General features: G+C 50.1%; 11 protein-coding genes. 3 read left to right on the top strand and 8 right to left on the bottom strand.

Annotation, left to right across the window (positions count from 1 at the left end):
- The first annotated feature begins 371 nt into the window (after positions 1-371).
- Positions 372-1469, top strand: a complete 1098-nt coding sequence (locus tag FHS17_RS17555) for a helix-turn-helix domain-containing protein (RefSeq protein ID WP_167279729.1) — start codon at positions 372-374, stop codon at positions 1467-1469.
- A 43-nt stretch (positions 1470-1512) separates the two neighbouring features.
- Here FHS17_RS17555 and desA read toward each other — a convergent pair whose 3' ends face one another.
- The 4 genes from desA to FHS17_RS17535 are packed head-to-tail and all read right to left on the bottom strand — an operon-like array spanning position 1513 to position 3971.
- Positions 1513-2547: a Delta(5) desaturase DesA gene (desA, locus tag FHS17_RS17550; RefSeq protein ID WP_167279728.1), complete on the bottom strand. Its 1035-nt coding sequence runs from the start codon at positions 2545-2547 to the stop codon at positions 1513-1515.
- Between the two features lie 47 nt (positions 2548-2594).
- A complete protein-coding gene (locus FHS17_RS17545; RefSeq protein WP_167279727.1) occupies positions 2595-3233 on the bottom strand; it encodes a 2TM domain-containing protein in 639 nt (212 codons plus the stop codon).
- Positions 3234-3246: 13 nt separating this feature from the next.
- Positions 3247-3645 (bottom strand): permease prefix domain 1-containing protein, encoded by a 399-nt coding sequence (locus FHS17_RS17540; RefSeq protein WP_167279726.1) that lies wholly within the window; start codon positions 3643-3645, stop codon positions 3247-3249.
- A complete protein-coding gene (locus FHS17_RS17535) occupies positions 3642-3971 on the bottom strand; it encodes a helix-turn-helix transcriptional regulator (protein ID WP_167280057.1) in 330 nt (109 codons plus the stop codon). Before FHS17_RS17535 ends, FHS17_RS17540 begins: the two co-directional genes overlap by 4 nt.
- A gap of 290 nt (positions 3972-4261) precedes the next feature.
- Between FHS17_RS17535 and FHS17_RS17530 the strand changes: the two genes are divergently transcribed.
- Together FHS17_RS17530 and FHS17_RS17525 are read left to right on the top strand one after the other, a co-directional pair.
- A complete protein-coding gene (locus tag FHS17_RS17530; protein ID WP_167279725.1) occupies positions 4262-4954 on the top strand; it encodes a response regulator transcription factor in 693 nt (230 codons plus the stop codon).
- Complete coding sequence (locus tag FHS17_RS17525) at positions 4932-7199, top strand: sensor histidine kinase (protein WP_167279724.1); 2268 nt, start codon at positions 4932-4934, stop codon at positions 7197-7199. The genes FHS17_RS17530 and FHS17_RS17525 overlap by 23 nt, the downstream gene beginning before the upstream one ends.
- Before the next feature lie 54 nt (positions 7200-7253).
- Here FHS17_RS17525 and FHS17_RS17520 read toward each other — a convergent pair whose 3' ends face one another.
- From FHS17_RS17520 to FHS17_RS17505, 4 genes are read right to left on the bottom strand one after another with little or no spacing between them, the layout of a single operon-like run.
- Positions 7254-8537 carry an alpha-L-fucosidase gene (locus FHS17_RS17520; protein ID WP_167279723.1) on the bottom strand — a complete coding sequence of 428 codons (1284 nt, stop codon included), beginning with the start codon at positions 8535-8537 and terminating at the stop codon, positions 7254-7256.
- A gap of 33 nt (positions 8538-8570) precedes the next feature.
- The gene (locus FHS17_RS17515) at positions 8571-9443 is read right to left on the bottom strand and encodes a sugar phosphate isomerase/epimerase family protein (RefSeq protein WP_167279722.1); all 873 of its coding nucleotides are present in this window, start codon (positions 9441-9443) and stop codon (positions 8571-8573) included.
- A gap of 33 nt (positions 9444-9476) precedes the next feature.
- Positions 9477-12614 (bottom strand): alpha-mannosidase, encoded by a 3138-nt coding sequence (locus tag FHS17_RS17510; protein ID WP_167279721.1) that lies wholly within the window; start codon positions 12612-12614, stop codon positions 9477-9479.
- A 3-nt stretch (positions 12615-12617) separates the two neighbouring features.
- Positions 12618-14927 carry a glycoside hydrolase family 3 N-terminal domain-containing protein gene (locus tag FHS17_RS17505; protein WP_167280056.1) on the bottom strand — a complete coding sequence of 770 codons (2310 nt, stop codon included), beginning with the start codon at positions 14925-14927 and terminating at the stop codon, positions 12618-12620.
- Between the last annotated feature and the right edge of the window lie 56 nt (positions 14928-14983).

The following is a 14983-nucleotide window of genomic DNA, read 5'->3' as shown; positions in this document are numbered from 1 at the left end:
TGCTGTTGCCTAATTCACAGACATCTTAATCTAGCAAAGGTGGAATGCCTATTCACATTTCATTAGATAGCTTACAGCTCTTTAGAAGATTAGCGGAATTCTCGAAAAGTCAGTAATTCTTGCATAGTTTCTTAAATAGGGTCTATCGCTTATTTGACATTGCGATAACATTATCTTAATTCAGGACTCACTTATTGGAAGTAAAATGAATAAATGGACAAATACAACTGGAAAGTGGGATTCCTTTCATGAGAATGTCTACGCGGAAAGGGCCTTCTAACAGCTTCAAGAAGTTAGGTTCGAATTCAACCCAATTCTCTGCCCTATCTCGCTTGGAATGTTTAAACCGGCTAAGGAATATTAACGGCGTTTTGAGTGTAGATTGGAGCAATCGGCTGTCTGCCAACCGAAGCTGTCATGTCGTGCTTTTTCATTTTCGATTTCCAAAAGAAGCTAGCGCTAGCGATGAACAGCAATATATCCTTCACAACCTCGCCGAATCGTTCCATATTCAGATAAGTGAGCGATTTAACGACACAGATACGTTCCAGATCGAGACAGATAGTATTGTCTCTGTCTTCTATGGAACCACTCGCGAGAAAATTGCCTCGTTCATCAATACGTTGAAACCAATGCTGAAATGGGAGAAGACCCGCTGCCATATCACCATAGCCGTCGGCACGCAGTCCGTTCGTTATAATGAGCTTGGCGTCGCCTATCAGCAAGTACAAGAGATGGCCAAGCAAGCGAACTTGACCGAGGAAACTCAAGTGATTGACAAGCTGAAGACAACTCCCCCACTTCTATTAAGTCCTAAGCACGAGCAGGCTCTTAGCTCCTTTTTGCAATCGGGCAACGCTGAAGGTGCTATGCAGATGGTGTCCCAATTGATTGACCAATTTGTCAAAAGCAGAGCTGCATTTCAAGCCTACCAACACCTCGCTAACCTTACAGCGGCCAAAGTGTGGATTACTCTAGAACCGCTGCACTTGGAAGCCGCAGCAGTTGAGAAGGTCTACACCATTATCAAGCAATTGTATGAATGTGGAACTGTCCAGGACTATTTGGAAACGTTCACAAAGCTTTTCGAACAGGTCGCCGCCTTCATCAAATATTCTCAAAAACATCAGGATCCGACCGCGGCCCTTGTCATGGATATTTTACACACCCGTTACTCTCAAGATTTGTCGCTCGCCTATTTGTCCCAGTTGCTGACCATGTCCCCTGCTTATTTATCTGTTTATATTAAAGAGAAGACCGGTGCGAACTTCAGCGACCATCTGAACGAGATTCGCATCCGCAAGGCAAAGGAGCTGCTCATCGTCACCGAGATGTCCATTCAAGACATCAGCATGCAGGTCGGATACGCTAACATAACATCCTTCAACCGGATGTTTAAGAAGCAGATCGGAATGTCGCCTGGTGAATACCGCAAGCACCAAATTTCTCAAATTCATAAGGTAAAATAAAAAAAGGGTAGTCTCTCAGGTGCTTTACCTGAGAGACTGCCCTTTAATTTTCCTTGCCGGCTGCAACAGCACCCATTTTACTTTTTTTAACTCTCTCACTTATTTCTTTGAATCCAACAAATCTCTTGTTGCTCTCATCCCAGAGGCGGAACCGAATGGCCTGCAGACTGGAGGCAATCGTGATCGTAGTCACTTTATGCAAAGCTGGCGTCATATTATGAGCTTCTTCCAAGTAATAGTTCGGTACTCTAGGACTCAGGTGATGAACATGGTGGAAGCCGATATTCCCCGACAACCATTGCAGCAGCTTAGGCAGCTTGTAATAAGAGCTTCCTTCAACTGCCGCCTTCACATAGTCCCACTCTTCTTCGTTCTCGAAGTAGCTGTCTTCGAACTGATGCTGCACATAGAACAACCAGATACCAGCTGCTCCGGATACATAGAAGATCGGAATCTGAACCATCAGAAAGGCTTGCCAGCCAATAGCCCAACAGACCAGCCCTGCTACAACCACAATACCTAAATTCGTCAAATACAGATTGATTCGTTCTTTCGCTTTGGCATTTTTCCGATTGAAGCGATTTTCAATAAGAATCGTGTAGAACGGTCCAAGAACGAACAAAACAAAAGGATTCCTATACAATCTGTAACCGATACGCTTCCATACGGAAGAAGTTAAATACTCATCTACCGTAAGGATCCAAATGTCCCCTATACCTCTTTTATTAAGATTACTGCTTGTAGCATGATGAATCGAGTGCGCATGCTTCCACTGATAATAAGGAAAGAAAGTAAGAATGCCTGTAAACGTTCCGACTATTTCATTTAATCTCTTGCTCTTGAACATGGACTGGTGACAGCAATCATGGAAAATAATAAAAGTCCGAACGACGAATCCGGATGCGACAACAGCAACAGCTAAAGTGAGCAAATAAGATACGGAGAGCGAGAGATAGGCAACATACCAGAGCACTACAAACGGCAAGATGGTATTCAAGATCTGTAGAATGCTGGTCTTGGGATTTGATTTCTCATAAGGAGCCATGTCTTTTTTAAGTTGACGTACGGAATTTTGCATATTGTTCCCCTCTGTCCTTAAGGACATTCCATTTAATCTGGGTTAGATCAGTTCTTGATTCTTTTGACCTGAAAATAATATATGCTGAGCGGCCACCACAGAACGGCAAAGATCGGATAGATCGCCCAGATTGTATCCGGGGAAGAAACCACATTGACCGTAATAAAGAAGGCAATCATCAGTGAGCTGGCAGAGATGGAAAAGCTATAATACTGCTTCTTACGGACATAATACAGAGCAAGCGGCCACCAGATCACAGCAAAAGCAGGATATATCGCCCAAGGATAATCAGGAGACATAGCAGCATTCAAGATCGAATAGTACAAAATCGCACTTATGTTCGAGATGATGGCGAAGGTTAACGTTTTAGCTTTGGACCTGCTGTACATCGTAATTGGCCACCATATTACTGGAAATAAGGCGTAGACGAACCACGGATAATCAGGTGATTCCATATAGTTAATCGTAAGCAGAAAGACAATGACCAGCAGGCTCCCTAGCAACGAATACAGCCTGTAATAACCCTTTCTTACAGACGCCAGGCTAAGTGGCCAGAACAATAATACAAATGCCGGATAAATAAACCAAATTTCACTTGGACTTGTTAAGAAATTCACGAGCATAAAAAACAAGATACTCATCAAGCTGCCAACTGCGGCAAAACCAACTTGCTGCCTATCTATCATTAGGTCGACCTCCTCACCTTAAGCGTAACCAATTAAACACCATGGACAACGGCCACCAAAGAACAGCAAAAGTCGGGTACACGAACCAGATCACATCAGGGGTATAATAGAAATTGACGAATACAACAAGTGCAATAATCATAAGGCTGCCCCAGACCGAGAAGCCGAGATTTAATTTGGCATTGTTCCTTCTTGTAGGAAGCTTGTGTCCAAGCTGCTGCTTGATTTCTTCTATGTCACCAAATTCAACAATCGCTTTGTTGATCGCATCCTCTTCTTCCTTTCCCTGCTCCATCAAGTCGAATACTTTCTCTTGAAGATTAGCTACAATTTCCTGTTTGATAATCTTCTTTTTCTCGCTCTCCGGAATGCCCTTGAACAATTCGTCTACATGCTGCTTTATCGATTTCAAATCAATCCCTCCATAAACACGTCGATAATTTCCTTAATTTCTTGCCATTCTATAACCGTTTCACGTAAGTAAGCCTTACCTAATGTCGTTATTCGGTAATATTTCCTCTGTCCCCCATGAGAAACGTCTCCGTAGTAGGACTCAATAAGTTCTTTGTTCTCCAGCCTTTGGAATACCGCATACAAAGTGGCTTCTTTAATCTGGAATCTGTCCTTCGTTCGCAGGCTGATCTCTTTAGAAATTTCATATCCGTACCGATCCTTCTCCAGAATCAGGCGTAGGATGATTGGATCCAAATGCCCGCGAATTATGTCGCTCCTAATAATACTGAGCCCTCCTTGCCTAACTATTCTATCTGATAGAGTAATAATAGCCTAAAGTACTCTATGTGTCAAAGTAATCTTTAATGGCTGCTCACAACCGGTCTGCACAAAGAAAAACCTGCTCGAAAGCAGTTAAGTTGGTCGTATCGACGAGAGACTCGGGTTATTCAGTACATGATACCTAATACGCCAATAATTTAAGAAGTTCTTCATAAATTTCATGAACAGTTATTAAGAATTTCCAATTACAATGAGAATATGAAATGGCTAACACGCAAGGGGGAATGAAAAAGATGGAGCAGCGCGTGGTGCTGGTGGTCGACGACGATAAGGAAATACGTGACGCCATCGAGATTTATTTGAGACACGAAGGTATATCCGTTTTGAAGGCGGAGGATGGTTTGGAAGCACTGGAGACTTTGGAGTCACACCAAGTACATCTCATCATAATGGATCTCATGATGCCTAGGCTTGACGGTATTACTGCCACCTTCAAAATCCGCGAGCATCGTAACCTTCCGATCCTCATCTTAAGTGCCAAGAGCCAGGACAGCGATAAAATACTTGGACTTCATATAGGGGCGGATGACTATGTGACCAAGCCGTTTAATCCGATGGAGCTTGTTGCAAGGGTGAAGTCCCAGCTAAGGAGATACGTCACTTTTGGCTCCTACGAAGGCGTCAAGAAAATGATCGACCTGCGCGGTCTCGCGTTAAACGTGGAGGGCAAGGAAGTAACTGTGAATGGCGAAGCAGTCAAGCTGACCCCTATCGAGTATAAGATCGTTGAGCTCTTAATGACAAATGCGGGACGAGTCCTCTCGATCCAGGAAATTTATGAACGTGTTTGGAAGGAGCCAGGCTACAACGCCGAAAATATGGTTGCCGTCCACATTCGCAAAATTCGTGAAAAGATTGAGATTGATCCGAAAAACCCAAGATATTTGAAAGTGGTGTGGGGCATTGGATACAAAATGGAGAAATAGCACACGTCTCTTCCTCTATGCGCTCTTGCTTGTGATTGGCCTGAGCGGACCGTTAACGTTATTAAATCAGGGAAGCCGTTACCTTCATCAAGATTACTACCATACGTCAGAATTCAAGCAACAGCTTGATCAATTCGCTGCTTACTTGAACCTGTTTGAGCTCAATTCGCCCGAGGTGCAAGCAGCGAAAAACTCCATTAAGGTGGAGATGGAAGACATGATCAATTATCGCAATGAGCTGGAGCCTCTGGCTGACCAAACGAATGCAATCCTAGAAGAATACAAGCCACTTATTGCGAAAGCATCTGCAGATGGCAACAGCAATGTGGTTGCCTATTACATAGCCCAGAGACAAAGCAAGCTGGAAGAACTCTTGAGACTCTACAATGATGACGATTATGTCATTTCCCTTATCCGTAAGGAGAAGGAACAACGAATAGACACCTACTTCAGGTTAAGGGAGCCTTACCGCTTTAAGTACAATGAACTGGCGAATCAGTTTGACTATTACTTTTCAAGTCCTACCGCTAGTTCTGTTCATTCGAGCTTGAATGTCTCTGATCGACTTGCTCAAAAAGAATTACACAGCAGCGGTTACGTCTATACAACGGACTATACGATCGATATTACGAATTCGATGCAGAAAAATATTGGAGCTCACGAACTGCTGGACGCTTCGATCAATCCTTATCAAGGCTGGATCGCGGTGCCAATGAACAGTCCTATTCAGGGGAATTCCATTAGATACACCTGGGAGCAGTTGATCCTGTTCGCCTATTGTCTCGCAGGCATTACGTTGCTCGTCCTATGCTTGAAGCGTTTCAAAGTCATCATGGCCATTCGGAGTGAGACAAGCCTATGGACGGCCTCCTATAGTAAGCTGCCGCTTGATGCCAAAGCTTTATTTTTCGCCGGAACGTCTGTCTTGACCATTAGCTTGCTCGTGAACATGGCGGATCATTACCCTTCCCTTCTCGAAGCACCTCTGTCATACCTCGGGAGGTTGCTTGTTGTACTCTCCATTGCGGCGATTGGCATGGCACTCTCCCTTCTTCAAGGACAGTTCCTTGTGAGCGAGTTGGGCAGCTGGGGCGATTTCAGGAGACAATGGTCCAAATCTTTATTAAATCGGGGCAGCTTACGTGTGAAAGCCAGATTCAATCAAATCGTGAATTTGGTGAAGGACTCCTTTATTTATAAAAGCACTGGAATAAGACTGCTCGTTCTTGCCTTTATCTTGATCGGACTAGGATTTATTGGGGTATGGGGGATGATTATCTCCTTCTTTCATGAGCCCGGCTACAATGAGCTCTCCATCATTGCTCTATATATACCGATTCTTGCGGTTATTGGGATTGTCGCAATCCTCATAACGGCAAGGCAATCCATACATCTAAATCGGGTTGCCTTGGCAGCGGACGAGCTGGCAGCCGGCCGAATGCCAAATGAGCTTCCCCCATCGGGAAGTGGCGTACTTGCTTCGCTGGCTGCCAATATCAACGAGTTAAGACGTGGCGTCAAACTCCTTCAGAATGAACAAGCCAAAAGTGAAAGGCTGAAGACAGAGCTCATTACGAACGTTAGTCATGATCTTCGGACTCCCCTTACTTCAATAATTACTTATGCGGGGCTGTTAAAATCGGAGGAAGCAACTTTTGAGGAGAGAGCCGCTTACGTCGAGATCATCGACCAGAAATCCAAGCGTTTAAAGGTAATGATTGACGATTTGTTTGAAGTGTCGACCATGGCAAGCGGCAATGCGAAGCTGCTCCTAGAGCAAACAGATCTCGTCCAGCTTATGCAGCAGGCGCTTGCGGAGTATAAAGAGGATATGGACAGCTCAAATATTCAATTCCGTATCTCTTTGCCCGAGGAGCCCATATACGTAATTGCAGATGGTCAGAAGCTGTGGCGCGCGTTCGATAACCTCATTGGAAACATGATGAAGTATTCACTCGTTCAGACACGAGCCTATATCACGATGCAGTTATCCGAACAGCAAGAAGTTACGATTACGTTCAAGAATGTATCGAAGTATGAAATTAGCGATAATGCTGAGGAGTTATTCGAGCGCTTCAAACGCGGGGATACGTCACGTCATACGGAAGGATCAGGACTCGGACTCGCGATTGCCAAGTCGATTATTGATCTGCATGAGGGTCGACTGACGCTGGAGACTGATGGGGATTTGTTTAAGGCGGCGGTTGTTCTGAGGGTTGGGGAGTCCTCAACAGAGGAGCAATAAACGCTCATAATAAAAAAAGAAACCTAACGTAAAAGCCGTTAGGTTTCTTTGCAACTACGAATCGGTGTCCCCCGCATAGTGGAAGCTCAGCTCACGGAGAATAGGCTCCCCGTCGCATGCCGTCACTTCCACGATCACTCCGGCCACTTTGACTGCTGGGATGCGGATAATCGCTTTATGGCCGATGTTTCGACCCTCGTAGACGGTTACCGGCGTATGGGTCTTCGCCGATAGCACCGACACGGTGAAGGAGAGCACGCACTCGCCGTCCGTCAAATTCTCCTGGATGATAATGTGATCAATGATATGCGGCACCGAAGCTTTGTATTGCCATTGCCGCCCTTCCTGCCGACATGCGTCAAGCGACGCGATTGGCCCACCGAAGCGGCGACGGATTTCGTCTCCAAACGCCGTTAAATGCGCCGTATCCTTGGCAGGCAGCAAACCTTCGCGGTTTGGTCCGATGTTGAGCAGCAGATTCGTGCCACGGCCAATGGACAGGTAATAGAGGCCCATCAGCTCGTCCACACTCTTAACCATGTGTTCGTCATTGTCACTGTAGAACCAGGTGCTGCCGTTCTGCCGCATCTGCACGTCGCATTCCGCAGGCAGCCATAACCGTTTGCCGAATTGTTCCTTCTTCTCCGTATAGATCGAGAAGTCGGCAGTTTCGACCGTGTTCCAGCACGGAATTGGCGCAATGCCGTCCTCGTTGCCGATCCAGCGGAAATCCGGATCGCCCATGTTGAAGATTAGAATACTCGGCTGCAGCCGGCGGATTGTTCCGATAATCCGAGGCCAATCGTATTCGTGATTCTCGGAGCCGCAGCCATCGAACCACAGGATATCGATGTCGCCGTAATCACTAAGCAGCTCAGTAATTTGATTGACGAAATAATCGTCATACGCCTGCGCATCCTGCGAATAGAAATCGGTTGAGCCATCGAAAGGCGAGTAATACAACCCCACCTTCACATCATACTTACGGCAAGCGTCAACGTATTCGCGCACGACGTCGCCTTTGCCATCTTTCCACGGCGACGCTTCGACCGTGAACCGGCTGTACTTGGACGGCCAGTTGGAGAAGCCATCATGATGCTTCGCAGTCAGGACTGCGTATTCCATTCCCGCTTCCTTGGCTGTCCGAATCCATTGCTCGCAGTCGAGCTGGACCGGATTGAAATCGGCAGGCGTCATCTTCCGCTCGTCGAAATCAGCATAGCCTTCATAGAACGTCCGCAAGCCGAAATGCAAGAACAAACCAAACTCCCAATCCTGATAAGCCAACTGTTTGGCCGTTGGCACGATGCGCGATTCTTCCGCCTTATCTGTCTGCATGTTCAAATCCGCCTTCCCCATTAACGAATTTTCTTAGGCTTCCTGCCACAGCTGACGAAGATTGTCCATTGCGATCCGCGAAGCCATCTTGCACTCTTCCATGCCTTCGAATTCGACCGTGACGTTGCCATCATACCCGGAGCCTTTTATCAGCTTCACGATGCGGCGCAGCGGAATCTCACCATGCCCAACGATCGCCCCGCGCAGATAGTTGCCGTTGCTTGTGCGGAACCAGTCACCGCCGCCGGGAGACTCATCGAACGAACGGAAGTAGAAATCTTTGAAATGCACCAGAGATGCGTAAGGCAAGTTCTTCATAACGCCGATGACCGGATTCTCATCCACGCACATGAAATTGCCAACGTCGAGCGTCGTCTTGAAATTCGGACGGTCTACCGCCTGCAGCACTCGCTGTACCCGGTCGCTCGCCTGAACGCTGAAGCCGTGATTCTCGATCGTTGTCGTAATGCCAAATTGCGCTGCATAGTCGGCGATAATCCGGCTGCCTTTGACGATAAGCGGCAGGCTCTCTTCGAACCAGGCGATCGTCGTCTGCTCCTTCTCGATCGAGAACGCCGTCACGTCGTGGCGCATATGCTTTATGCCGAGCCGGTGAACGAGATCAACATGAGCTTTGACGCGGTCCATCTCCGCCTCGAAAGACGGTTCATCCGGCTGCACGAAATTCGCCGGCATAGAATAATTCGACAGCTCGATGCCGACCGCCTTCGCCTTCTCTCGCACCGCGTCTGCTAATTCCGGGTTATCGACGAGTGTGAAGCCGTACGGCACGATTTCCATATGCTCCCCGCCGTTCTCTTTAATCCAATCAATTGCGTCCAGAACCGTCATTTCGCCGGAATTGAGAGCTCCAAGCAAGCTGTACGTACTTAATCCGATTTTCATCGCGGTTACCGCCTCTCCCATGATTAAAATATACTAGAACAAATGAATCGATTTGATCTCAAACGGATTGAATATCAGCTCTACTGTACCATTCGGGCCGACGCTGCAGGTTTCCATGACATCTTCCAGCAAATTAACAACGTTAGCACGTTCCGTTGCCGGCGGCAGCTCGAACACGATCCGGTCGCGACTGCCGGTCGATTCGTAGAACCGAAGCACAATGCCCTCACCGCTTTCCGCAGGCTTCACCGTGTCGAGCACAACTGTACGGCTATCTAGCTGCAGCAGCGTCTTCGTCGACGGCAGCTTGCCTGCGCCATTCTCGCTTTCCTTAGGGAGACGAAGCAAGGCAGCCGGATGATTCAGCTCTGCCGCTCTGCGCACGACTTCGGCGTTACGCCAGTCCTGCTCATGCGGATAAAGCGAATAAGTAAATTCATGCTCGCCTTGATCGGCCGTGTTATCCGGCCATTTCGGTGCACGCAGCAAGGAAAGACGGAGAACACCATTCTTGACGTCGTAGCCATACTTGCTGTCATTCAGCAAGCTAACCCCGTAACCGCCTTCCGAAATATCTGCCCAACGGTGTCCGCACACCTCGTACTGCGCTTGCTCCCAGCTTGTATTGCGATGCGTTGGACGCTCCAAGGCACCAAACGGAATTTCGTACGCTGCTTTGGTGGACAGGATATCCATAGGGAAAGCTACCTTCAGCAATTTGTGGCTTTCCCGCCACTGTACACGAGTTTTGAAATCAACGCGCTTCTGATTCGGATAGAGAATCAGATCCTGCGTGATAAGTGACAGTCCTAGCTCCCACTCGAACCGGATAATATCGGCTGTGTCGCCTGACAAGATAAGCCGCTTCCCAATAAGCTCAGCCTGTCCAGCTGGATGCTGCTCGTACTTCGGATCGATGTCCCACGCATCCCAATACGTTGGCTTGTCATGGAAGAACTGCAGCTCGTTCGCCTTGGCGCCAGGCTTCAGCAGCTCGCGCTGCGCCGCTTTGTCCCACCAGCGCACGATCTCGCCTCGTTCGTTGAATTCCAGCCGGTAATGCACGGTTTCCCATTCACTCAAATCGGTCTCGTTCAAGCTTGCGCTCCGCTGCTGATCCTCTTTGCCAGGTGCTTGCCGCAGCCAGATCGTCTTGTAGCCAAACGCTGGAATCGCCTGAACCGTCACCATCAACCCGCCTTGTTGATCTCCTCCTGCCGCTTCGTCCGACAGCCAATCGCATGGCAGACGGAAGCCCGCTTCATCATAGGCGCAGGCACCTGCAAGCTCCGCTCCGCCTGCGATGAGAATCGTGTCTTCGCGCTCCCAGCCAAGGCTGTTGAACACCATGTACGGCGTTCCTTCGCCCACCGCGTCTACCGCTCCCGCCAGCGCAAGCAGCGCTTGGTCCAGCTCCTTGCCCCCAAGTGCGAAGATTTCATCGTACTCCGTGGCCGAGGTCTCGTACGTCTCCGTAATCGCCGTGCCCGGGATGATGTCGTGAAACTGATTAAGCAGTATAAGCTTCCAGCCCCGGTTCATCGCTTCGACATCCATGTCCGCGCCGGTGTAAGCGCGAGCCAGCGTGCCCCAAATTTCCGCTTCGCGGTAGAGTGCTTCCGCTTTGCGGTTGCTTCGCTTGTTCCGTCCGTGCGTCGTCAGTGTGCCGCGGTGCAACTCCAGATACAAGTCACCATGCCATTCCGGCAGCGTCTCTGCAACATGGCCGACCTGTTCGAAGAATGCGCCAGCCGTGCTGAAGCTGCCCGCAGGCAGACCCGGCATTAGCCTACTTCGCTGCACGAGCTCAATCATGTCTCGCGTCACGCCACCCCCGCCGTCGCCATGTCCGTAAAGAAGCATCAGCTCATTGAGCTTGTCCTTCTGTCTGTAAGCGTTCCAGCTCTCTGCCACGTTCTTTGGCCTCGTATTCTCATTAAGAGCATGGCTTAGGTAAGAAACAATCGACGTTCCGTCGATACCGACCCAGCGGAATAATTCATGCGGGAACTTGTTCGTATCGTTCCAATTCAGCTTGGTCGTCATGAAATAATCAACGCCAGCAAGCTTCAGAATCTGCGGAAGCGAAGCGCAATAGCCGAACGTATCGGGCAGCCATTCGATAGCCGATCCTTTGCCGAATTCGTCACGGTAAAATTGCTGACCATGGAGGATTTGGCGGACGAGCGATTCGCCGCTTGGAATGTTCAAATCCGGTTCCACCCACATGCCGCCGACGAGCTCCCATCGTCCTTCGGCGACCGCCTTCTTGATTTTCACGTACAATTCAGGATCATTCTCTTTCACGAACGCGTACAGCAGCGGCTGGCTTTGGGAGTATACAAAATCAGGGTACTCCTCCATCAGCGATGTCATCGTGGAGAATGTACGGCTTACTTTGCGGACCGTCTCCCTAACCGGCCATAGCCATGCAATGTCGATATGGGACTGCCCGACCATGTGCATCTTGCCCTGCGTCGGAAGCGAGGGGAACATGGAAGTAATCCGATCAGCCAGACGGCCTTCGATGGCGGACAGCCGCTCGCTCTCATGCCACTCTTCTTCGCGCAAGTCGTCGCAGGCTTGTATGGTTTCATACAGCGCATGGAGCTGACGCCCGCGGTTACTGTCCTGCTCGGGCAACAGAATCATCGTCTCATAAACAGCCTGTACGGTATAAAACAAGCTTTGCGCCGCCTTGTTGAACCGGACGAGCTTTACTTCAAACATCGTCACAGGTGGGTTGACCGGCGCCTGATTGTTAAGTGGATCGACAGGCTCTGGAATCGGGTCAAACAGCTCAAATTCTAGCAGCGGCGTTAAGCCCGTTCCTTCCAAATACAGCGGAACGACGTTGTGATTGCGGTCGATACCGTGATAGGACGCCCCATTGACACGAAGCAAGCCCTCGCCGCCGCCACTGATTCTCAAACCAGCCGTTCTGGGCTCCCATTCCTGCGGGATGGTAATCTGCTTGGTCAGAAAATAGGTAATCCCATATTGCCCATCGAGCAGCATGTCCGTCTGTTGACTTTCTTCGCCGCCGGGGATGGTCTCGTATTTGCCCGGAAGACCATAACGGGTTTTCTTAACTTTCCAGTCCTGCAGCGGATGCGACTCCGCCCACCGGCGCTCCGATAAATGACGAATAAAACGACTGATGCGATGCATGTGTTACCCCTCTCTAAGCACAGTCAAATGTGCGACCTTCCCTGTTTCTGCATGGCTGCCTGCCGTCAGCTTGAATACGCCGGGCTCTACGACAGATTGCAGCCGCGCATCCAGCATCTGCAGCTGCTCCGGGCCGACTGTAAATTGTACGGCCTTCGTCTCGCCTGGCGCGAGCGACACGCGCTCGAAGCCCTTCAATTCCTTAACCGGTCTCGTCACCGAGCTGACAACGTCGGTGATATATAATTGCACGACCTCGGTCCCTGCGGCTTCGCCGGTATTTGTTACATGAACGGTGACGGTTGCTTCACCATCCGGCATAATGGCTGCCGGCGATACTTCTGGCTCACTGTAAGCAAACGTGGTGTAGCTAAGTCCGTATCCGAACGGATAGAGAGGCTTCGTATCCATTTCCAAATACCGTTTGGAGCGGCTTCGCTTGGCGTTATAGTACACAGGCAGCTGGCCGACATCCTTAGGAATAGACAAGGTCAGCTTGCCCGAAGGATTGACGTCGCCGAACAGGATCTCGGCAAGCGCCGTCCCCCCTTCCTGTCCCGGATACCAGGCTTCGATAATCGCATCGGCATGCTCCTCAAGCCAAGGTTCAACGATCGGACGACCGTTAATGTAGACAACAATCATCTTCTTGCCGAGCTTATGAATAGCCTGAGCCAGCTCCAGCTGAACGCCCATCAGATGAAGGCCAGCGCGGTCGATCCCTTCCCCGCACTCCATGTCACTCCAGGACAGACCCGAAACGACAGATGCGCCTGTACGCAAATCAATCGTACCTTCACCGAAATCTCTGGCACTGGAGCCTCCAAGCGCTAGCACGACGACATCCGCCTGCAGGGCGCAGGACAACGCGGAAGCGAAACCTTCCCGGGAATCGCCCTGAATCCGGCAGCCCGGTGCATAGAGCACGCGATCCGGAGCCTCCTCGCCGAGCGCGGCTTTGATTCCGTCCAGCAACGTTACGATACGCTCTCTTGGCTGCGGCGACGTATAGTCACCGAGCTGGTTGTAGATATGGTCGGCGTTCGGGCCGATGATCGCGATTTTGCCGGCATGAATTTTAGACAATGGAAGTGTCTTGTCCTCGTTCTTCAAGAGGACGATGCCTTGGCGGGCGATCTCACGCGCAAGCTCCACATGTTCCAGGCAGCCGATAACGCGTGCAGCCGCTTCCGGATTGACATAAGGGCGTTCGAATAGACCAAGCTTAAACTTAGCTTCCAGAATCCGGCGTACCGCGAGATCCAGATCAGCTTCAGTGACAAGGCCGTTCTGCAATGCATGATGCAAATGCCCCGCGAACATAGCGCCTGACATCTCCATATCGATGCCCGCCTTCACAGAGATCGCCGAAGCTTCTTCACCGCCTTCGGCTACATCATGGCCCGAAGCCAGCATATTGACGGCGCCACAGTCAGTAATGACGAAGCCCTCGAAACCCCAATGTTGACGCAGCACCCCGTTCAGCAGTTCTTCATTCGACGTGCAAGGAATGCCGTCAATCTCGTTGTAGGCCGGCATGATGGACATCGCTCCCGCCTCGACTCCCTTACGGAAAGGTAACAAATCGACTTCGTGCAGCTCGCGTTTTCCCATATGAACAGGACCAGCGTTGCGTCCCCCTTCAGAATGGCCGTAGCCGACAAAGTGCTTCAGCGTCGCAATTAAGCTGCCCTCCCCATCAAGACGCTCGCCCTGCAAGCCCTGCACGGCAGCAACCGCCAACTCACCGGTCATGAACGGATCTTCACCGAAGCACTCCTCGGTTCTTCCCCAGCGCGGATCGCGTACAACGTCCAGCACCGGCGAATAGGTGGCAGCTCCGCCCTGACTGCGGGTTTCCAGCGCCACGGCTCGGCACATCTTGCGGTACAGATCCACGTTCCAAGTACTGCCAATGAGCAGCGGAACCGGAAACACCGTCGCACCAATCGCCATATGGCCGTGCGAGCATTCTTCGCCGAACAGAATAGGGATACCAAGCCGGGAATGCTCGATTGCATATCGCTGAATGTCATTGACAGCGCGGGCGCCTTCCTCCGGTGAAAGTCCGTTCTCGAGCGTCACTTCTGTCCAAGGATCCGCACGCAGCGTGCCATACAAGGAACCAATTCCGCCCTCCTTGATCCGTGCTTGAAATTCGACATCAAGCTCAATCGTGCCGCCTGACCGCTTATGATACATTTTCCAACCGAATGGCTGGGTCATCTGTCCGATCTTCTCTTCCGCCGTCATGCGCGCAAGCAGATCGTCCGCCCGTTCGGCTGGCGGGAGCGCAGCGTCTTTGTAACGCATCAATCGGTACACTTCCTCTCCGAAGACAAGCAGAGTGAAGTATACCCGAAGGTATA

Origin of the sequence: Paenibacillus lupini, from assembly GCF_011761355.1 — a bacterium.
Classification (GTDB): Bacteria; Bacillota; Bacilli; order Paenibacillales; family Paenibacillaceae; genus Pristimantibacillus; species Pristimantibacillus lupini.
Note: the sequence above shows the minus strand (reverse complement) of the source record. Positions and strands in the feature narration are given on the sequence as shown.

Coding starts and splice junctions, on each gene's coding strand:
- desA (WP_167279728.1), bottom strand. CDS start 2,547: ATGCAAAATTCCGTACGTCAACTTAAAAAAGACATGGCTCCTTATGAG.
- FHS17_RS17545 (WP_167279727.1), bottom strand. CDS start 3,233: ATGATAGATAGGCAGCAAGTTGGTTTTGCCGCAGTTGGCAGCTTGATG.
- FHS17_RS17530 (WP_167279725.1), top strand. CDS start 4,262: ATGGAGCAGCGCGTGGTGCTGGTGGTCGACGACGATAAGGAAATACGT.
- FHS17_RS17520 (WP_167279723.1), bottom strand. CDS start 8,537: ATGCAGACAGATAAGGCGGAAGAATCGCGCATCGTGCCAACGGCCAAA.
- FHS17_RS17515 (WP_167279722.1), bottom strand. CDS start 9,443: ATGAAAATCGGATTAAGTACGTACAGCTTGCTTGGAGCTCTCAATTCC.
- FHS17_RS17510 (WP_167279721.1), bottom strand. CDS start 12,614: ATGCATCGCATCAGTCGTTTTATTCGTCATTTATCGGAGCGCCGGTGG.
- FHS17_RS17505 (WP_167280056.1), bottom strand. CDS start 14,927: ATGCGTTACAAAGACGCTGCGCTCCCGCCAGCCGAACGGGCGGACGAT.